Origin of the sequence: Pseudomonas sp. NFACC51 (assembly GCF_900103575.1) — a bacterium.
GTDB lineage: Bacteria > Pseudomonadota > Gammaproteobacteria > Pseudomonadales > Pseudomonadaceae > Aquipseudomonas > Aquipseudomonas fluorescens_Q.
In genome coordinates this window covers 48,983-67,532 of sequence record NZ_FMXH01000013.1, presented here as the reverse complement: position 1 = coordinate 67,532, position 18,550 = coordinate 48,983, and the positions used below count along the sequence as shown (strand labels likewise).

Genomic DNA, 18,550 nt, shown 5'->3' with positions numbered 1-18,550 from the left:
CGTGCCGACGACTGATTCGGTACTCAGTCGAACTGGGCACGCATCCAGGCCCGGTACTCGGCGACGCCTGGCTCGCCTTCACGGGGCGCCCAGTGGGCCAGTTCGCCCTCGCCCACGGGGCGGTAGGGGCCGGCTTTGCATTCGAACATCAGGCTGTCGGCTTCCAGCACCACCAATCCGTGATACACGCCGGCCGGCAGGTCGACGCCGAGGCAATCGCCACCGGCCTGCAGGATGCGCTTGTCCACCACCGCGCCGGCTTCGTCGAATATCAATACCCCCAGCCGGCCCTTGAGCACCAGCAAGGTTTCGGCCTTGTCGGCGCTCAGATGGCGGTGCGGCGGGATGTAGGTCGAAGGCTGCAAGCCCACCGCCATGCGGTGGCACGGCTCATCCATTTCGTGGAAGTTATGGTGCTGCCGTCCGCGAGGGCTGGCCGCGGCTTTTTCGGCCAATCCATCGAACAGTGCATGATCCAGAAAGCTTGGCCGGGTCATCGACTACATTCCCTTGACGGCGAAAATGCCATTGGCGTTGCGCCAGTAACCTTTGTAGTCCATGCCGTAGCCGAAGATGTAGCGGTCGATGCACGGCAAGCCGACGAAATCGGCTTTCAAGTCCGGACGGGCCTTGCGGTCGTGGTCCTTGTCGATCAGCACGGCGGTGTGCACGGCGCGGGCACCGGCGTGTTTGCAGAAGTCGATGATGGCGCCCAGGGTGTGACCTTCGTCGAGGATGTCGTCGATGATCAGCACGTCGCGGTCGATGAACGAGACTTCCGGCTTGGCCTTCCAGAACAAGTCACCGCCGCTGGTTTCGTTGCGATAACGGGTGGCATGCAGGTAGGACGCTTCCAATGGGAAGTTCAGATAGGTCAGCAGCTTGCCGGAGAAAATCAGCCCGCCGTTCATGACGCAGAACACCACCGGATTGGCATCGGCCAGCTGTTCATTGATTTGCGCACCGACACGGGCGATGGCCGCTTCGACTTCGGCTTCGGTGTACAGGCAGTCAGCCTCTCGCATGATTTGACGGATATGCTCGAGATCAGCGGACATGGCGCTCTCCAGGGGTGGCAGGGTTCGGAAAAGCCGGCAAAGGTACGCATCCCGCCCGGCCAGATCAAGCGTTTGTGGACTAACGTTCTGTATTGTCTATAGGACAACACCCTCGGATAGATTAATCTAGGCCGGTTTTTTTGCCCGCCGCCGGAGCCTTCCCCATGCCCATCCTCGAGATCCGCCATCCGCTGATCAGACACAAACTCGGCCTGATGCGCCGCGCCGATATCAGCACGAAGAACTTCCGTGAACTGGCCCAGGAAGTCGGTGCCCTGCTCACCTACGAGGCCACCAAGGACCTGCCGCTGGAGTCCTATGAAATCGACGGCTGGGCCGGTACGGTCCAGGTCGAGAAGATCGCCGGCAAGAAGATCACCGTGGTGCCGATCCTGCGCGCCGGCATCGGCATGCTCGAGGGCGTACTGAGCCTGATTCCAGGGGCCAAAGTCAGCGCCGTGGGTGTGGCTCGCAACGAGCAGACCCTGCAGGCGCACACCTATCTGGAAAAACTGGTGCCGGAAATCGACGAGCGCCTGGCGATGATCATCGACCCGATGCTCGCCACCGGCAGCTCCATGGTCGCCACCATCGACCTGTTGAAAAAAGCCGGTTGCCGGGACATCCGCGCCATGGTGCTGGTCGCCGCGCCCGAAGGCATCAAGGCCGTGCAGGACGCCCACCCGGACGTGACCATCTACACCGCGTCCATTGACCAGAAACTCAACGAGCACGGCTACATCATCCCGGGCTTGGGCGATGCCGGCGACAAGATCTTCGGCACCAAGCAGAAGGACGCTTGAGCATGCAGGATGAGTTCAACGATCCGCTCTGGCGCCAGGTGCTGTCCGGCGCGCAGATGCTGTTCGTCGCCTTCGGCGCGCTGGTACTGATGCCGCTGATCACCGGGTTGGACCCTAACGTGGCGCTGTTCACGGCCGGCCTGGGAACGATCCTGTTCCAAATCGTCACCGGGCGCCAGGTGCCAGTGTTCCTGGCTTCGAGCTTTGCCTTCATCACGCCGATCATCCTCGCCAAGGGCCAGTTCGGCCTGGCCGCGACCATGGGCGGCGTGATGGCGGCAGGTTTCGTCTACACCTTCCTGGGCCTGGCGGTGAAGATCAAGGGCACCGGGTTCATCGACCGGCTGCTGCCGCCGGTAGTGATTGGCCCGGTGATCATCTCCATCGGCCTGGCCATGGCGCCGATTGCCGCCAACATGGCGATGGGCAAGGCCGGCGACGGCACCGAGCTGATTCATTATCAGACCGCGATGATGATCTCGATGCCGGCGCTGCTCACCACCCTGATCGTGGCGGTGTTCGGCAAAGGCATTTTCCGCCTGGTGCCGATCATTTCCGGCGTGCTGGTGGGCTTTGCCATGGCGTTTTTCTTCGGCGTCGTGGACACCGCGAAAATCGCCGCCGCGCCGTGGTTCGCCCTGCCGGCCTTCACCGCACCGGAGTTCAATTGGCAGGCGATCCTGTTCATCGTCCCGGTGGCGCTGGCGCCGGCCATCGAGCACATCGGCGGCGTGATTGCCGTGGGCAGCGTGACCGGTCGCGACTACCTGAAAAAACCCGGCCTGCACCGCACACTGCTCGGTGACGGCATTGCCACCACCGCCGCCGGCCTGTTCGGCGGCCCGCCCAACACCACCTATGCCGAGGTGACTGGCGCGGTGATGCTAACCAAAAACTATAACCCGAAGATCATGACCTGGGCGGCGATCTTTGCCATCAGCCTGGCATTCATCGGCAAGTTCGGTGCGCTGCTGCAAAGCATTCCGGTGCCGGTGATGGGCGGGATTCTGTGCCTGTTGTTCGGTTCGATTGCGGCAGTGGGCATGAACACCTTGATCCGCCACAAGATCGACCTGGGCGAGGCGCGCAACCTGGTGATCGTTTCGGTCACGCTGGTGTTCGGCATCGGTGGTGTGCTGGTGGGCACCGGCACTGGGCCGGACGATTTCGGCCTCAAAGGCATCGCGTTGTGCGCGGTGGTGGCGATCGCGCTGAACCTGCTGCTGCCGGGCAATGACAGTTGGAAGCACAAGAAGGCGGATGAGCCGCTGCTATAAATCAGCCTGCTCTTCTATTGTGGCGAGGGAGCTTGCTCCCGCTGGACTGCGAAGCAGTCCCGCTGTTGTGGGCGCTTCGCACCCAAGCGGGAGCAAGCTCCCTCGCCACAGGTTTTGTATTACAGCGCGATCGGCGCCCGCTCACACAGCGTGCTCAACGCCTTGGCCCACTGCGGCTCATCATTGAGGCAAGGCACCAGCACCAACTCCTCCCCTCCGGCCTCACGGAACTGCTCGCGCCCGCGATCACCGATTTCTTCCAGGGTCTCGATGCAGTCGGCAACGAACGCCGGGCACATCACCAGCACCTTCTTCACGCCACTTTTAGCCAACTCTTCCAGGCGTGCTTCAGTGTAAGGCTCGATCCACTTGGCACGGCCCAGTCGCGATTGGAACGATACCGACCAACTACCATCCGCCAGCCCCATCTGCTCGGCAAACAGTTGCGCGGTGCGAATGCACTGGGCGCGGTAACAGGTCGCCATGACCTCCGGCGGCGCGTTCTTGCAGCAGTCGGCGTCTTTGAAGCAATGAAAGCCCGTTGGGTCGAGCTTGGTCAGGTGCCGCTCCGGCAAACCGTGGAAACTCAACAACAGGTGATCGTGTTCCTGCATCATGTACGGCTTGGCGCTGGCCACAAGGGCGTCAACGTATTCGGGCTGATCGTAGAAGGGCTGGAGAATCGAGAACTGCACATCGAGTCTCTTTTCCCGCACGACCCGCTTGGCCTCTTCGATCACCGTGGTCACGGTGCTGTCGGCGAACTGCGGATACAACGGCGCCAACGTGATCTTCTTGTGACCCTGGCTCGCCAGCCGCACCAACGCCGACTCAATGGACGGCTCGCCATAACGCATTGCCAGTTCTACCGGTCCCTGGGTCCACTGCGCGGTCATGGCCTGTTGCAGCCGGCGGCTGAGCACCACCAACGGCGAACCCTCCTCCCACCAGATCGAGGCATAGGCATGGGCCGACTGCTCGGGACGCTTGATCAGGATCAGCGACACCAGCAAGCGCCGCACGGGCCATGGCAAGTCGATGACATAAGGATCCATCAGGAATTGATTGAGGTAGCGGCGCACATCGGCCACCGAAGTGGAGGCAGGCGAACCCAGATTCACCAGAAGCAACGCGTGATCGGTCATGCAACGTCCTATTTCAAAGGCGGCTGGACAAGTCTTCCAAGGCCGCGGGCAAATCAGTGAACCGGAATGTGAAACCCGCCGCCTGCAATCGGGCCGGCGTGGCGCGCTGGCCGCCGAGCAACAGCAAGGACAGCTCCCCCAGCGCGACTTTCAACGCAAGCTCCGGCATCGGCACCACGGCTGGCCGATGCAATGCATGCCCCAGGGCCTTGGCAAAATCGCGGTTGCGCACCGGGTTCGGAGCGCACGCATTATAAGGACCGCTGGCATCAAAGCGGTGCAGAAGAAAATCAATCAGGGCGATTTGATCGTCAATATGAATCCACGGCATCCACTGCCGACCATTGCCGATACGCCCGCCCAGCGCCAGTTTGAACGGCAGCCGCAGCCGCGACAAAAAGCCGCCCTCGGCAGACAGGACCAGGCCGGTACGAACCAGCACCACGCGTATGCCCAACGCCTCGGCCCGTTGCGCGGTTTCTTCCCAGGCGATACACAACTGACTGGCGAAATCTTCACTCACCGGCCCCGACTCCTCAGTCAACTCACGCTCGCCACCGTCGCCATACCAGCCCACCGCGGAACCGGAAATCAACACCTGCGGTTTCTGCTCGCAACGCTCCAGCCACGCTAGCAAAACTTCCGTCAGCGTGATGCGACTGCTCCACAACAACATCTTGCGCTTGTGACTCCAGGGCCGGTCGGCAATCGGCGCTCCCGCGAGGTTGACCACTGCGTCCACCGGCTCGACAACTTCATCGAGCCTGGCAACGCCTCGTACATCTGCCCCACAGATTTTCGCCACCTCTTCGGGCCGGCGACTCCATACCGTCAAGCGATGTCCCTGCCCCAACCAGAGGCGGCAGAGCTGACGTCCGATCAAACCAGTACCGCCGGTCAGCAATATGTGCATGAGATGTTCCTCGCAACGCGTTTTACCCGGCCCATTAGTCTATTTTTATAAGCAGGGATTTTTCGTATCGGACAGGGTCTGTGTTTAACAATAGGACAAGCTGTCCAAACGCGAACGGTAAAACTTATACCAGAAACCCGAATTGTACAGGTTTAAACGACGGCGTAGTCTGTACAGAAAGGTAAACGAGGCCCTCATGACTGTACCTATCGCAATCATCGGCACCGGCATCGCCGGACTTTCAGCCGCCCAGGCCCTGACGGAGGCCGGGCATATCGTTCAACTCTTCGATAAAAGCCACGGCAGCGGCGGACGCATGTCGAGCAAACGCAGCGACGTCGGCGCATTGGACATGGGCGCGCAATACTTCACCGCCCGTGATCGCCGCTTTGTCACGGAGGTCCAGCGCTGGCAAACCAACGGCTGGGCGGCGGAATGGAACCCGCAACTCTACAACTTCCAGAACGGACAACTGAGCCCATCGCCGGACGAGCAGACCCGTTGGGTCGGCACGCCGCGCATGAGCGCCATCAGCCGCGCCTTGCTCGACAAGTTGCAGGTGCAGTTTTCCTGCCGGATCACCGAGGTGTACCGCGGCCAGGAACACTGGCATTTGCAGGACGCCGAAGGTTTCACCCACGGCCCCTTCGGCCAGGTGGTGATCGCCACGCCCGCGCCCCAGGCCACCGCGTTGCTGGCGGCCGTACCGAAGCTGGCCGCAGTGGCCGCCGGCGTGAAGATGGACCCGACCTGGGCCGTGGCGCTGGCCTTCGAAACACCGCTGGATACGCCCATGGAAGGCTGCTTCGTACAGGACAGCCCCCTGGATTGGCTGGCGCGCAACCGCAGCAAGCCGGGACGCGACAACACGCTCGACACCTGGGTACTGCACGCCACCAGCGACTGGAGCCGGCAGCACATCGACCTGTCCAAGGAAGCGGTGATCGAACATCTGCACGGCGCCTTCGCCGAACTGCTGCACAGCGCGATGCCCGCACCGAGCTTCAGCGTGGCCCATCGCTGGCTCTACGCCCGCCCCGCCGGCAACCACGAATGGGGCGCCTTGGCCGATGCCGACCTGGGCCTGTATGTGTGCGGCGACTGGTGCCTGTCCGGCCGGGTCGAAGGCGCATGGCTCAGCGGCCAGGAGGCCGCACGCCGCCTGCACGCAAGCCTGCAGTAAGCGCATCACCCATCGATATTCGCTGCTGTCGAAAGAGACAGCAGCCTGCCTGCGACACAGATTGACGTCGCCTCGCCACACAATCCGGTTGACTTGTGCACGTTCGGACCTATGATGAAAATATTGTACAGAAATACAAATCTGTACAAGATTTAGCAATCAGAGGTCGCCTATGTCCAGCACAGCCATCGCCAAACCCAGAATCGCCATCAGCGCCTGCCTGATGGGGGCTGAAGTTCGCTTTAACGGCGGGCACAAGCAATCGCAGTTGTGCAGCCGCACCCTCGTCGACTATTTCGATTTCGTGCCGGTGTGCCCCGAAGTCGCCATCGGCCTGGGTATCCCCCGGGAGCCGATTCGCCTGGTGGGCGACCCCAAACATCCCGAGGCGCTCGGCACGGTGAATCGCGAGCTCAACGCGACCCGGCCACTGGCCGACTACGCAAAGCAAATGGCTGGGGAACTGGATGACATCTGCGGCTATATCTTCATGCAGAAATCGCCGTCCTGCGGACTGGAGCGGGTCAAGGTTTATGACCACAACGGCGTGACCCAGGACGGCGGCGGCCGCGGGATCTATGCCCAGGCCTTCTGCGAACGCCACCCCGACCTGCCGGTGGAGGAAGACGGTCGCCTCAACGACCCGGTGCTGCGCGAGAACTTCCTGACCCGGGTGTTCGCCTATGCCGCCTGGCAACCTTTGCGTCGCGACGGACTGAGCCGTCGCGACCTGATCGAATTCCACTCGCGCTACAAATACCTGCTGATGGCCCACAACCCACTGCAATACAAGGCCCTGGGCAATTTGCTGGGCAACATGGGCAAGGCCGACCCCAATGAGTTGGGCCCACGCTATTTCAGCGCATTGATGGCCGCCTTGAAGAAATGCGCCACCCGTCGCACCCACACCAACGTGCTGCAACACCTGAGCGGTTACCTCAAGCGCGTCATCGACGCCGATGACAAACAGGAAGTACAGCATCTGATCGGGCAATATCGCCTCGGCATCGTGCCCTTGGTGGTGCCACTGACATTGCTCAAGCATCACTTGCGCCAGCACCCCGATCCTTACCTGACGCAGCAGGTCTACCTGCAACCACACCCGGAAAACCTCAGCTTGCGAAACGCTATTTGATGAAGAACGAACCCGACTCCAGCGCCAGCGAAGACCTGGGGGCCGACTTTGCCAAGGCCTTGGCGCAAGGCTGGCTGCCCATACGCGAGGTCGCCCGGCAAACCGGTGTCAACGCCGTCACGCTGCGAGCCTGGGAACGCCGTTATGGCCTGATCGTGCCGCACCGTACCCCCAAGGGCCACCGACTGTTCAATGCCGACCATGTGCAACGGATCCTGAGCATTCTCACCTGGATCGACCGTGGCGTTGCGGTGAGCAAGATCAAGCCTTTGCTGGACACACCGCAGCCACCGACCGAACCCACACAGGTGCCGGAGAATGACTGGCAGCGACAGCGCCACGCCTTGGTGCTGGCGGTGACGCAACTGGCCGAGCGCCAGATCGATGACCTGGTCAACCAGGCGATGGCGCTGTACCCACCCTGGACTGTGTGCGAGCAGTTGCTCTTGCCGTTGCTGGCCGAGTTGCACTTGCGCTGGCAAGGCCAGTTCGGTGCGCAGCTGGAACGGGTCTTCCTGTACTCGTGGCTGCGCAGCAAGTTCGGCAGCCGGATCTACCACAACAACCGTCAGTTGCGCGGCGCGCCACTGTTGCTGGTCAATCATTCGGACTCGCCCCAGGAGCCGCACTTATGGCTCACCGCCTGGCTGGCCAGCAGCGCCGACTGCCCGGTGGAAGTGTTCGACGGCCCTCTACTGGCCGGCGAACTGGCCCTGGCGGTCGAGCGCCTCAAGGCCCGCGGCGTCCTGCTGTATTCCAGTCACGCACTCAACCTGTCCCAACTGCCCAGGCTGCTGGGCGGAATCGATTGCCCGATCGTCATTGCCGGCCCGGCTGCGTCGATCCACCAAGCCAGGTTATCCACAGGCGTGTCGATGATTGACGTGTCCTGGGCCGAAGACCCGTTATCGGCTCACCGCGAACTGAGTCGTCGAGAACTCCTTTAGATGGAAGACAGCATGCAACTGATCTGGCTGCGCAGCGACTTGCGCCTACACGACAACACCGCCCTCACGGCGGCCGCAGCCCAAGGCCCCTGCGTGGCGGTGTACCTGACCAGCCCCGAACAATGGCGCGCCCATGACGACGCACCGTGCAAGATCGATTTCTGGTTGCGCAACCTCAGCGCGTTGAGTGCGGCCCTGGCCGAATTGAACATCCCATTGCTGATCCGCGCCGCTGCGCATTGGCACCAGGCACCGCAGGTACTGCTCAAGCTGTGTCGCGAACTGAACGTCGACGCCGTGCATGTCAACGAAGAGTACGGCCTGAATGAAACACGACGCGACGCCGAAGTCGCCCGCACGCTGAATGACCAGGGCGTTGAATTTCACAGCCACCTCGATCAATTACTGTTCAAGCCCGGCAGCGTGCTGACCAAGACCGGCAATTATTTCCAAGTGTTCAGTCAGTTCCGCAAAGTCTGCTACAGCCGTCTGCACCTCTCATTGCCGAGCCTGGTCGCCACGCCGGCCCGGCAGGCCTCCACCGGCATTGCCCGCGACCCGGTGCCGACACAAGTCGATGGCTTCGCCCCGCCCAGCGAAGCGCTACGAGCCCTCTGGCCCGCCGGGGAAACCGAAGCCCGTCGGCGCCTGGACACCTTCGTCGACCAGCACATCGACGATTACCAAGGTGAACGGGATTACCCCGCCAGGCCCGGCACCAGCCAGCTCTCGGCCTATCTGGTGGCCGGCGTGGTGTCGCCGCGCCAGTGCCTGCACGCCGCGCTGCAAGCCAACCAAGGTGAATTCGAGAGCGGAAATGCCGGCGCTGTGACCTGGATCAATGAATTGCTCTGGCGCGAGTTTTATAAACACATTCTAGTGGGCTATCCACGCGTGTCGCGCCATCGTGCGTTTCGCCCCGAAACCGAGGCGTTGGCATGGCGCAAGGCCCCCGCAGAATTGGAAGCCTGGAAGCAAGCACGCACCGGCCTACCGATTATCGATGCAGCCATGCGTCAAATGCTGGAGACCGGTTGGATGCACAACCGCTTGCGGATGGTCGTAGCCATGTTCCTGACCAAGAACCTGTTGATCGATTGGCGCGAAGGCGAGCGCTTTTTCATGCAGCACCTGATCGACGGCGACCTCGCCGCCAACAATGGCGGCTGGCAATGGAGCGCCTCCACCGGCACCGACTCGGCGCCCTGGTTCCGCATCTTCAATCCGTTGAGCCAGTCGGAAAAATTTGACCGCGAGGGCTTGTTCATCAAGCACTGGTTACCTGAACTGAACGATCTGGACAGGCAACAGGTCCATAGCCCAAATACCCAGGGCGGCTTGTTTGGCGCCGTGGATTATCCGGCACCGATTGTCGACTTGAGCCAATCCAGGGCGCGTGCGCTGGCAGCGTTCAGAAACCTGCCAGCGCGACAGGATGCAGCCGTTGAAGGGATGGGCGATTAGCGAACACGAAATTGCCGGTCTAGGGGATGCATCATTTACCCGATAACATATAGTCTTACTAATCGTACGGACTCTACTGAAAAGCCACGGATCAGTATGCTGTCCAATCGAAAGGAGAAGGGAATGGGTCTCAGACTGCCACGGCGCTATTGGCTCACCGGGGCTGGCAACGGAATCGGCGCTTCGTTGGCTGAAGCGATACTGGAGACAGGTGCATACCTGGCCGTCAGTTCGCGCTCGACCCGATCATGCGAAACCCTTTCGGTACGTTATCCAGGACAAGTGCTGGCCGTGCCCGGCAATTTGACCGACAGCCGGGCCGTGCGCGAAATCGGCGAACAGATCACCCGGCAATGGGGCGCCCTGGATCAGGTGATCGTCAATGCCGGGACGGCTGAGTACGTTGACGGGCAGCCGGCTGATCACACATTGATCGAGCATATTGTGCGCAGCAATCTGCTGGCTGCCAGTTTCTGCATCGAAGTGGCCATGCCCTTGTTGCGCGCCGGAACCGAGCCTCATCTGGTGGGTATTGCCAGCCCGGCGACTTACCTGCCGCCTTCGCAAACCGAAGCCGGTGGCAGCGGGATGCGTCATCTGTTCGAATCGGCTCGGGCAGACCTGACGCGCGCGGGTGTTGATGCGACATTGGTACACCCTGGCTACGACGGCCCATTGCAGGGGGCCGAAGACAGCTTCCCAACCCCGGCTCACTGGTCGGCGGACGAAGCAGCGCGACATGTGCTGAATCTGTTGGTCGAGCGCCCGCGGGAAGCCGCGCTCCCCATTGCGTCCATGACCGCACTCTGGCCTTTGCCTTCGTCGACCGAAACCGTGCCGCCCGACATTGACTCATGCCAGGCGAAAAACGGCTATCCGATCAAGGGACAACCCTGAGCCGCCGATTGCCTTACACTGCGCGCCATGAAAACCATCCCTGTCCATGAAATCCCGGCACCGGCAGTCACGTGCTCGACGTGCGCGGCGTGCTGCTGCCAGTTGGAAGTGATGCTGATCACCGACACCGGGGTTCCGGAGCGTTTTATCGACACGGACGACTGGGGTGGGGAAGTGATGCTGAGGCTTGATGACGGTTGGTGCGCGGCCCTGGATCGCGACAGCATGATGTGCACCATCTACGAAAAGCGCCCGCTGATCTGCCGGGAGTTCGAGATGGGCGCACCGGAGTGCCTGGAAGAACGCCAAGGGATTGCGACGGCGTATCGGTAGGAAATAGACCCGATTTTTGTGGGAGCGGGCATGCTCGCGAAGCGTCGGATCAGCCAGCACTGAAGCGATTGACACTACGCTTTCGCGAGCAAGCCCGCTCCCACAGTATTTAAGTGTTACAGCGGCATCGTGTAGTGCAGCGAGTAGCTTTCTACACCATCGTTGGTCGACTTGATGCCGGCGTTGGAGTAATGAGTAGCGCGAATGCCCACTTCATGTCCACCGTTGAAGCGCAGGCCGAAGCCGATACGATCTTCAAATTGGAAAGCCGTACCGAGCTTGTTGTCTTCCACTTCGGTATTGGCGAACAACGCCACACCGACACCCGCCTCGATGTAAGGCTTCACGTTCTGGCCGGAAAATTCATACACAAACACAGGCGAAAACGACAGGCTGTGATTGCTGGATGTCTCGTCCCCTTCCCAGTAGGTATAGGCACCGCTCCAGTAGCCGGTCAGGCGACCGACATCACTTTGCAGCCAACTCTTGTCCCAGTCGAACTGCATGCCCAGGCGATAGGTCATGGTCGAATCGCTGGTCTGGCCAACCCCAAATTCCACACCCGCTGCTTGTGCAGTGTAAGTGTGCCCCAACAATGCAGCCGCAAACGCGGCGAAGCAGAATAAGCGCTTCATTAGAAACATCCTTTTCCGAACAGACTTAGTTGATTTTGTTACAAACAGACAAAGCTATAGAAATCTGCCCCCAAACAGAAGTTCAGCCCGTTTCACACAGTTTTCACATTTTTCTTACAGATCGAAGCTTCGCACAACGCCGGACGAATGCCATAGCGTAGGTAGGATTTTTCTTAAATGTATCGGGTCTGCACTCGTCCAGAAATACGTTTCGCCGGCTGGTCCCTCAGCCAGCAGCTCTCGCTCAGCCAAAAGACGCTGAAGTTGCCGGGCCACGGCGGCACCGGTGTCGATCAGGCTGATGTGCTCCGGAATCATCCGCGCGAGCAATGGCTTGAGGAACGGATAGTGCGTGCACCCCAGGATCAGCGTATCGCAGCCAGCTGCCAGCAAGGGGTCGACGTAATGTTGCAGCAATTGATACAAGGCCGGACTGTGTAAATCACCCGTCTCGATCAGTTCAACCAGGCCCGGACACGGTTGCGTGATGACTCGCACATCGGTGGCGAAACGGTCGAGCAAAGCGGCGAACTTGGCGCTCTGCAAGGTGCCGGTGGTGGCCAGCACACCGACGATACCGCTGCGGGTCGCGGCAGCCGCCGGCTTGACCGCCGGCTCCATCCCGACGATGGGCCAATGAGGGAAATCACGGCGTAGATCGGCAACGGCAGCAACCGTTGCGGTGTTGCAGGCGACAACCAGCGCCTTGGCGCCCTGGCCCAGGAGAAAGTCGGCAATGATCGCGCAGCGTTGCCGGATGTATTCCGGGGTCTTCTCGCCGTAGGGAATATGCCCACAGTCCGCCACATACAACAGCGACTCATTGGGCAGCAACTGGCGAATTTCCCCCAGCACCGACAACCCGCCGACACCCGAGTCAAGCACACCAATCGGCGCTTCACTCATGTTGGCCACCGCAGACGCTGCAACCTGGGTCGCGCTTGACCCGCAGTTCACGGAAACGCGTGCCCAGGGCATCGATCAACAGCAAGCGCCCCACCAGCGGCTCACCGAAACCGGCCAGCAACTTCAAGGCTTCAAGGGCTTGCAGGCTGCCCACCAATCCCACCAGCGGTCCGATCACACCGGCCTCGCTACAGGTCAGCTCGGCTTCGCTGCCGTGACCATAAAGGCAGTGGTAGCAAGGGCTTTCGAGGCGGCGTGGGTCGAACACCGACAACTGCCCTTCCAGACGAATCGCCGCGCCACTGACCAGCGGCTTACCCGCCGCGACACAGGCCGCGTTCACCGCTTCGCGGGTCGAGAAATTGTCGGAGCAGTCGAGCACCAAATCCACTGTCGTGACCACCGCGGCCAGACTGTCTTCGTCCAGGGCCACCCGGTGAGGCATCAGCCGAACCTCAGGGTTGATCGCCCCCAGGCGTCGCATCGCTGAATCGACCTTGCTCAGACCGACGCTGTCCGTGTCGTGAATGATCTGGCGTTGCAGGTTGGTCAGGTCGACGGTGTCGAAATCCGCCAGGTGCATCTCCCCCACCCCAGCGGCGGCCAGGTACAACGCTACCGGGGCGCCGAGACCACCAAGGCCGATGATCAGCACGCGGCTTTGCTTGAGACGCAATTGGCCGTCGATGTCGACGTGCTGCAACAGAATCTGCCGGCTGTAGCGCAACAACTCCTGATCGTTCAGCACGGCAGGCACCCCAGGCTGATGCGCTCATGACCACCCAGGTCCTTGCGGCTGTGGATTTCGACAAAGCCTTGGGTGCGCAGCAAATCGCGCACTGCTTCGGCCTGGTCGTAGCCGTGCTCGAGCATCACCCAGCCACCCGGCTCAAGGTGAGCCGGGGCCTGGGCAACGATCTGGCGCAAATCATCGAGCCCGTCCGGCCCGGCAACCAGGGCGCTGGATGGCTCGAAACGCACGTCACCCTCGGCCAGATGCGGATCGCTGGCTGCAATGTACGGCGGGTTGCTGATGATCAACTCGAAACGCGTGTCTTCCAGCGCACTGAACCAGTGGCTGCTCAGCACCGTGACGTTGTGCAGATCCAGGCGCTGGCGATTGCGTTCGGCCAGGGCTACGGCCTCCAGCACCCGGTCGACCGCGATGACTTTCCAGGCAGGGCGCTCGCTGGCCAATGCCAGGGCAATCGCACCGCTGCCGGTGCCCAGGTCCAGGACCCGGGCCGGTGTGGCCGGCAACAACGCCAGCGCGGTTTCCACCAGCAGCTCGGTGTCGGGACGCGGGATCAAGGTATGAGGCGCGACTTCCAGGTCGAGTTTCCAGAAGCCCTGTTGCCCGAGGATATACGCCACCGGCTCGCCGGAGCGACGCCGCCGCAGGTATTCGGAGAACAGCAACGCTGCCTCACTGGGTACGATCCGCTCGGGCCAGGTGTGCAGGAAGCTGCGGGACTTGCCCAAGGCTGCGGCAAGCAACAACTCGGCGTCCAGCCGTGCCGTGGGCGAATCCGGCAACTCGGCGGCGCGTAACAGACTGGCGATGATGGTCATTTATTCACCTGTGCTTACTCGCCAATCGCCGCCAACTGGTCAGCCTGGTATTCGGCCAGCAACGGCTCGATCACCGCATCGACCCCACCGGCAAGGATCTCGTCCAGGGAATACAGGGTCAGGTTGACGCGATGGTCGGTGACCCGGCCCTGGGCGAAGTTGTAGGTACGGATCCGCTCGGAACGATCCCCCGAGCCCACCAGCAATTTGCGCTCACTGGCGATGGCATTGGCAGCGGCGCTGGTCTGCTGGTCGTTGAGCTTGGCCGACAACCAGGCCATGGCCCGCGCGCGGTTCTTGTGCTGGGAACGTTCTTCCTGGCACTCGACCACGATGCCCGAGGGCAAGTGCGTGATGCGGATCGCCGAGTCAGTCTTGTTGACGTGCTGGCCGCCCGCGCCGGAGGAACGGTACGTGTCGACCCGCAGGTCCGCCGGGTTGATCTCGATGGCTTCCTGCTCGTCCGGCTCGGGCAATACCGCCACGGTGCAAGCCGAGGTGTGGATACGCCCTTGGGATTCGGTGGCCGGCACACGCTGCACACGGTGGGCACCCGATTCGAATTTCAGCTTGCCGTAGACATTATCGCCTTCGACCCGGGCGATGACTTCTTTATAGCCGCCGTGTTCGCCTTCGTTCTCCGACAGGATCTCCACCCGCCAACCGCGACGCTCGGCGTAGCGCGAATACATGCGGAACAGGTCGCCGGAAAAAATCGCCGCCTCGTCGCCGCCGGTGCCGGCACGGATCTCGAGGAACACGTTGCGCCCGTCATTCGGGTCCTTGGGCAGCAGCATGCGTTGCAGGTTGCTTTCCAGTTCGAGCAACTGCTCCTTGGCTTCGCGCACTTCTTCCACGGCCATTTCACGCATGTCCGGGTCGCTGTCCTTGAGCAGAGCCTGGGCGCCTTCGAGGTCGTCCTGCACTTTAAGCAACTGTTTATAGGTGGCGACAATCGGCTCGACTTCCGCGTATTCCTTGGAATAGGTGCGGAACTTGTTCTGGTCGGCAATGACTTCGCCATCGCCCAGCAAGGCGGTCAATTCTTCGAAACGGTCCTGGAGGATATCCAGCTTGTTGAGCAGTGACGCTTTCATTGCGGTTTTTTATCCGAAAAGCTATCCGGTGAGCCCTCACCGAGGGCGAAGAGTTCCTGGGCCATGGCCAGCGCATCGAGGCGGCCTTCGGCGGTCAGCTTCTTGAGCTGGACACTGGGGGCGTGGAGCAATTTGTTGGTCAGGCCGCGAGCCAGTTGCACCAGCACCTCTTCGGCACTGCCGCCGTTGGCCAGCAGGCGCTGGGCCTTTTGCAGCTCCTCGTCGCGCAGGCGTTCGCTCTGTTGACGATAGGCCTTGAGCACATCCACCGCCGCCAGTTCGCGCAGGCGGACCATGAAGTCGTCGGCGCCGATGGTGATCATCTCTTCCGCCGCCTGGGCCGCGCCTTGTCGGCTCTTGAGATTCTCGGCGACCACCTCGTGCAGATCGTCGACGCTGTAGAGATACACGTCGTCCAGCTCGCCGACTTCCGGCTCGATGTCCCGGGGGACAGCAATATCCACCATGAAAATCGGCTTGTGCTTGCGCAATTTCAGGGCACTTTCCACCGCGCCCTTGCCAAGGATCGGCAACTGGCTGGCGGTGGAACTGATGACGATGTCGCTGTGCACCAGCTCCGCGGGAATGTCCGACAACAGCACCGCATGGGCGCCGAACTGCTCGGCCAGGGTACTGGCCCGCTCCAGGGTCCGGTTGGCGACGACTATACGCTTGACCCCCAGGTCGTGGAGATGGCGGGCGACCAGGGTGATGGTCTCACCGGCGCCGATCAGCAGCGCCTGGCTGCGTTGCAAATCGCTGAAGATCTGTTTCGCCAGGCTGACAGCGGCAAACGCCACGGACACCGGGTTTTCGCCGATGGCGGTGTCGGTGCGCACTTGCTTGGCGGCATTGAAGGTGGCCTGGAACAGACGGCCCAACAGCGGACCGACGGTGCCGGCCTCGCGGGCCACAGCGTAGGCCGACTTCATCTGGCCGAGAATCTGCGGCTCGCCCAACACCAGCGAATCGAGGCCCGAGGCGACGCGCATCATGTGACGAACGGCCGCATCGTCTTCATGCACATAGGCACTGGCGCGCAGTTCTTCGAGGCTCAGGTCGTGATAGTCGGCCAGCCAGCGCAGAATCGAATCCGCCGAAATGTGATCCTGTTCTATATAAAGCTCGCTGCGATTGCAGGTGGAGAGGATCGCAGCTTCGCGGCTGTCGGTGAGTCGGCAGAGCTGCTGCAGGGCCTCAACCAGTTGCTCAGGCGTAAAGGCCACGCGCTCGCGGACGTCTACTGAAGCAGTCTTGTGGTTAATACCGAGTGCAAGGAAGGCCATTCAAGGTCGCTGATAGTGACGTGAAGCCGGCAATTGTCCTACTTCGTCAGATTCAGAACAACCACTCGATCTCTATCGCCCTGCCCTGGCTTGTAAATCGACGGGGCGGTTATGTTTGACCCAAGGCTTGTGTCATGATGATCCGACCGCAGGTTAGTCGTCCTCTTCCTATATGAATAGATCTTCCGCGTTGCTCCTCGCCCTTGCCTTGCTCAGCGGCTGCCAGTCCATGGCCCCCGTTTCGACGGACGGTACGCCGCCGGTCGAAGACAGCGTGCAGGCACCTGAAAAACCCAAGGTCTACGGCTCGTTCAGCGAAGAAACCATCTTCAGCCTGTTGAGCGCCGAACTGGCAGGCCAGCGCAATCGCTTCGACATTGCGCTGGACAACTACGTGACCCAGGCCATCAATACCCAGGACCCGGGAATCTCCGAGCGGGCATTTCGCATTGCCGAATACCTGGGCGCCGACCAGCCCGCGCTGGATACCGCGCTGATCTGGGCCAGGAATGCCCCCGATGACCTGGAAGCGCAGCGCGCCGCCGCCGTGCAACTGGCCCGGGCCGGGCGCTACGACGACTCCATGGTCTATATGGAGAAAGTCCTGCTGGGCAAGGGCGACACCCATTTCGACTTCCTGGCCCTGTCCGCCGCCGATACCGACCAGGAAACCCGCAACGGCCTGATGAAAAGCTTCGATCGCCTGTTGCAGCGCCACCCGAATAACGGCCAGCTGATTTTCGGCAAGGCCCTGCTGCTGCAACAGGATGGCGACACCCAGGGCGCCCTCACGCTGCTGGAAGACAACCCGCCGGAAGCCGGCGAAGTGGCGCCGATCCTGCTGCGTGCCCGCCTGCTGCAAGGCTTGGACCGCGGCGACGAAGCCTTGCCGCTGCTGGAAAAAAGCATCAAGAAATACCCGGACGACAAACGCCTGCGCCTCACCTACGCCCGCATGCTGGTGGAAAACAACCGCATGGACGACGCCAAGGTGGAGTTCTCCAGCCTGGTCCAGCAATACCCGGAAGACGACGAGTTGCGCTATTCCCTGGCGCTGGTCTGCCTGGAAGCCAAGGCCTGGGAAGAGGCCAAGGGTTACCTGGAGGACCTGATCGCCCGGGAAAGCCACGTCGACTCGGCCCATCTGAACCTGGGGCGCATCGCCGAGGAACGCAATGACCCTGAGAGCGCACTGATCGAGTACGCCCAGGTTGGCCCGGGCAACGACTATCTGCCGGCGCAGTTGCGCCAGGCCGATATCCTGATCGGCAATGGCAAGACCACCGAAGCCCAGAGCCGCCTCGCGGTGCAACGCGACTCCCAACCGGACTACGGCATCCAGCTGTACCTGATCGAAGCCGAGACCTTGTCGGCCAACAACCAGGGCGACAAGGCCTGGAACGTGTTGCAACAAGCCTTGAAGCAGTACCCGGACGACCTGAACCTGCTGTATACCCGCGCCATGCTGGCGGAGAAACGCAATGACCTGGCCCAGATGGAGAAAGACCTGCGCCTGATCATCCAGCGCGACCCGGACAACGCCATGGCCCTCAACGCCCTGGGCTACACCTTGTCGGATCGCACCACCCGCTATGACGAGGCCAAGGTGCTGATCGAACAGGCCCACCAGATCAATCCGGAAGACCCGGCGGTGCTCGACAGCCTTGGCTGGGTGAATTTCCGCCTGGGCAATCTCGACGAAGCCGAACGCCTGTTGCGCCAGGCCCTGGAGCGCTTCCCCGACCAGGAAGTCGCCGCTCACCTGGGCGAGGTCCTGTGGGCCAACGGCAAACAACGCGAAGCCCGGCAGATCTGGAGCAAGTTCCTCAAGGACCAGCCCGACAGTCCCATTTTGCGCAGCACCATCAAACGCCTGACCGGATCCGAGACTCTTTAAGA

At 61.6% G+C, this 18,550-nt stretch carries 19 protein-coding genes; 9 read left to right on the top strand and 10 right to left on the bottom strand.

Annotated elements, in window-relative coordinates; all coding sequences use genetic code 11:
* Positions 1–23: 23 nt before the first annotated feature.
* Positions 24–497: a WbuC family cupin fold metalloprotein gene (locus BLT00_RS22925; protein ID WP_092149556.1), complete on the bottom strand. Its 474-nt coding sequence runs from the start codon at positions 495–497 to the stop codon at positions 24–26.
* 3 nt (positions 498–500) lie between these two features.
* Positions 501–1,058: a hypoxanthine-guanine phosphoribosyltransferase gene (locus tag BLT00_RS22920; protein WP_053125250.1), complete on the bottom strand. Its 558-nt coding sequence runs from the start codon at positions 1,056–1,058 to the stop codon at positions 501–503.
* A 164-nt stretch (positions 1,059–1,222) separates the two neighbouring features.
* Between BLT00_RS22920 and upp the strand changes: the two genes are divergently transcribed.
* Entirely contained in the window at positions 1,223–1,861 is a 639-nt protein-coding gene (upp, locus tag BLT00_RS22915; protein ID WP_003185330.1) for a uracil phosphoribosyltransferase, read from the top strand.
* A 2-nt stretch (positions 1,862–1,863) separates the two neighbouring features.
* Positions 1,864–3,138 carry a uracil-xanthine permease family protein gene (locus BLT00_RS22910; RefSeq protein ID WP_092149559.1) on the top strand — a complete coding sequence of 425 codons (1,275 nt, stop codon included), beginning with the start codon at positions 1,864–1,866 and terminating at the stop codon, positions 3,136–3,138.
* Positions 3,139–3,257: 119 nt separating this feature from the next.
* Here BLT00_RS22910 and hemH read toward each other — a convergent pair whose 3' ends face one another.
* Together hemH and BLT00_RS22900 are read right to left on the bottom strand one after the other, a co-directional pair.
* On the bottom strand, positions 3,258–4,283 hold the full coding sequence (hemH, locus tag BLT00_RS22905) for a ferrochelatase (protein ID WP_092149561.1): 1,026 nt from the start codon (positions 4,281–4,283) through the stop codon (positions 3,258–3,260).
* Positions 4,284–4,296: 13 nt separating this feature from the next.
* A complete protein-coding gene (locus BLT00_RS22900) occupies positions 4,297–5,196 on the bottom strand; it encodes a TIGR01777 family oxidoreductase (protein ID WP_092149564.1) in 900 nt (299 codons plus the stop codon).
* Positions 5,197–5,392: 196 nt separating this feature from the next.
* Here BLT00_RS22900 and BLT00_RS22895 point away from each other — a divergent pair, with 196 nt between their 5' ends.
* The 6 genes from BLT00_RS22895 to BLT00_RS22870 all read left to right on the top strand — a co-directional run bounded on the left by BLT00_RS22895 (position 5,393) and on the right by BLT00_RS22870 (position 11,155).
* Complete coding sequence (locus BLT00_RS22895; protein WP_092149567.1) at positions 5,393–6,379, top strand: NAD(P)/FAD-dependent oxidoreductase; 987 nt, start codon at positions 5,393–5,395, stop codon at positions 6,377–6,379.
* Between the two features lie 172 nt (positions 6,380–6,551).
* Positions 6,552–7,514: a YbgA family protein gene (locus BLT00_RS22890; RefSeq protein ID WP_092149570.1), complete on the top strand. Its 963-nt coding sequence runs from the start codon at positions 6,552–6,554 to the stop codon at positions 7,512–7,514.
* Positions 7,514–8,461 (top strand): MerR family transcriptional regulator, encoded by a 948-nt coding sequence (locus tag BLT00_RS22885; protein WP_092149572.1) that lies wholly within the window; start codon positions 7,514–7,516, stop codon positions 8,459–8,461. Before BLT00_RS22890 ends, BLT00_RS22885 begins: the two co-directional genes overlap by 1 nt.
* Positions 8,462–8,473: 12 nt before the next feature.
* Positions 8,474–9,925, top strand: coding sequence for a deoxyribodipyrimidine photo-lyase (phrB, locus tag BLT00_RS22880; protein ID WP_063325223.1), 1,452 nt, complete (start codon positions 8,474–8,476; stop codon positions 9,923–9,925).
* 123 nt (positions 9,926–10,048) lie between these two features.
* Complete coding sequence (locus tag BLT00_RS22875; RefSeq protein ID WP_092149575.1) at positions 10,049–10,822, top strand: SDR family NAD(P)-dependent oxidoreductase; 774 nt, start codon at positions 10,049–10,051, stop codon at positions 10,820–10,822.
* Positions 10,823–10,849: 27 nt separating this feature from the next.
* The gene (locus BLT00_RS22870; RefSeq protein WP_003205513.1) at positions 10,850–11,155 is read left to right on the top strand and encodes a YkgJ family cysteine cluster protein; all 306 of its coding nucleotides are present in this window, start codon (positions 10,850–10,852) and stop codon (positions 11,153–11,155) included.
* A gap of 116 nt (positions 11,156–11,271) precedes the next feature.
* Here the strand turns inward: BLT00_RS22870 and BLT00_RS22865 are convergent, their stop codons facing one another.
* The 6 genes from BLT00_RS22865 to hemA all read right to left on the bottom strand — a co-directional run bounded on the left by BLT00_RS22865 (position 11,272) and on the right by hemA (position 16,651).
* Entirely contained in the window at positions 11,272–11,790 is a 519-nt protein-coding gene (locus BLT00_RS22865) for an acyloxyacyl hydrolase (protein ID WP_092149578.1), read from the bottom strand.
* A 114-nt stretch (positions 11,791–11,904) separates the two neighbouring features.
* On the bottom strand, positions 11,905–12,696 hold the full coding sequence (murI, locus tag BLT00_RS22860) for a glutamate racemase (protein WP_092149581.1): 792 nt from the start codon (positions 12,694–12,696) through the stop codon (positions 11,905–11,907).
* Positions 12,689–13,444 (bottom strand): molybdopterin-synthase adenylyltransferase MoeB, encoded by a 756-nt coding sequence (locus BLT00_RS22855; RefSeq protein ID WP_092149679.1) that lies wholly within the window; start codon positions 13,442–13,444, stop codon positions 12,689–12,691. The genes murI and BLT00_RS22855 overlap by 8 nt, the downstream gene beginning before the upstream one ends.
* Complete coding sequence (prmC, locus tag BLT00_RS22850) at positions 13,438–14,268, bottom strand: peptide chain release factor N(5)-glutamine methyltransferase (RefSeq protein WP_092149584.1); 831 nt, start codon at positions 14,266–14,268, stop codon at positions 13,438–13,440. The genes BLT00_RS22855 and prmC overlap by 7 nt, the downstream gene beginning before the upstream one ends.
* Positions 14,269–14,282: 14 nt before the next feature.
* Positions 14,283–15,365, bottom strand: coding sequence for a peptide chain release factor 1 (prfA, locus tag BLT00_RS22845; RefSeq protein ID WP_072409343.1), 1,083 nt, complete (start codon positions 15,363–15,365; stop codon positions 14,283–14,285).
* Positions 15,362–16,651: a glutamyl-tRNA reductase gene (hemA, locus tag BLT00_RS22840; RefSeq protein WP_092149587.1), complete on the bottom strand. Its 1,290-nt coding sequence runs from the start codon at positions 16,649–16,651 to the stop codon at positions 15,362–15,364. The genes prfA and hemA overlap by 4 nt, the downstream gene beginning before the upstream one ends.
* A 172-nt stretch (positions 16,652–16,823) precedes the next feature.
* On the opposite strand from hemA, the gene BLT00_RS22835 reads away from it, so the two are divergent.
* Positions 16,824–18,548 carry a tetratricopeptide repeat protein gene (locus BLT00_RS22835; protein WP_092149590.1) on the top strand — a complete coding sequence of 575 codons (1,725 nt, stop codon included), beginning with the start codon at positions 16,824–16,826 and terminating at the stop codon, positions 18,546–18,548.
* The last annotated feature ends 2 nt before the right edge of the window (positions 18,549–18,550 follow it).

Coding starts and splice junctions, on each gene's coding strand:
- BLT00_RS22925 (WP_092149556.1), bottom strand. CDS start 497: ATGACCCGGCCAAGCTTTCTGGATCATGCACTGTTCGATGGATTGGCC.
- BLT00_RS22920 (WP_053125250.1), bottom strand. CDS start 1,058: ATGTCCGCTGATCTCGAGCATATCCGTCAAATCATGCGAGAGGCTGAC.
- upp (WP_003185330.1), top strand. CDS start 1,223: ATGCCCATCCTCGAGATCCGCCATCCGCTGATCAGACACAAACTCGGC.
- BLT00_RS22910 (WP_092149559.1), top strand. CDS start 1,864: ATGCAGGATGAGTTCAACGATCCGCTCTGGCGCCAGGTGCTGTCCGGC.
- hemH (WP_092149561.1), bottom strand. CDS start 4,283: ATGACCGATCACGCGTTGCTTCTGGTGAATCTGGGTTCGCCTGCCTCC.
- BLT00_RS22900 (WP_092149564.1), bottom strand. CDS start 5,196: ATGCACATATTGCTGACCGGCGGTACTGGTTTGATCGGACGTCAGCTC.
- BLT00_RS22895 (WP_092149567.1), top strand. CDS start 5,393: ATGACTGTACCTATCGCAATCATCGGCACCGGCATCGCCGGACTTTCA.
- BLT00_RS22890 (WP_092149570.1), top strand. CDS start 6,552: ATGTCCAGCACAGCCATCGCCAAACCCAGAATCGCCATCAGCGCCTGC.
- BLT00_RS22885 (WP_092149572.1), top strand. CDS start 7,514: ATGAAGAACGAACCCGACTCCAGCGCCAGCGAAGACCTGGGGGCCGAC.
- phrB (WP_063325223.1), top strand. CDS start 8,474: ATGCAACTGATCTGGCTGCGCAGCGACTTGCGCCTACACGACAACACC.
- BLT00_RS22875 (WP_092149575.1), top strand. CDS start 10,049: ATGGGTCTCAGACTGCCACGGCGCTATTGGCTCACCGGGGCTGGCAAC.
- BLT00_RS22870 (WP_003205513.1), top strand. CDS start 10,850: ATGAAAACCATCCCTGTCCATGAAATCCCGGCACCGGCAGTCACGTGC.
- BLT00_RS22865 (WP_092149578.1), bottom strand. CDS start 11,790: ATGAAGCGCTTATTCTGCTTCGCCGCGTTTGCGGCTGCATTGTTGGGG.
- murI (WP_092149581.1), bottom strand. CDS start 12,696: ATGAGTGAAGCGCCGATTGGTGTGCTTGACTCGGGTGTCGGCGGGTTG.
- prmC (WP_092149584.1), bottom strand. CDS start 14,268: ATGACCATCATCGCCAGTCTGTTACGCGCCGCCGAGTTGCCGGATTCG.
- prfA (WP_072409343.1), bottom strand. CDS start 15,365: ATGAAAGCGTCACTGCTCAACAAGCTGGATATCCTCCAGGACCGTTTC.
- hemA (WP_092149587.1), bottom strand. CDS start 16,651: ATGGCCTTCCTTGCACTCGGTATTAACCACAAGACTGCTTCAGTAGAC.
- BLT00_RS22835 (WP_092149590.1), top strand. CDS start 16,824: ATGAATAGATCTTCCGCGTTGCTCCTCGCCCTTGCCTTGCTCAGCGGC.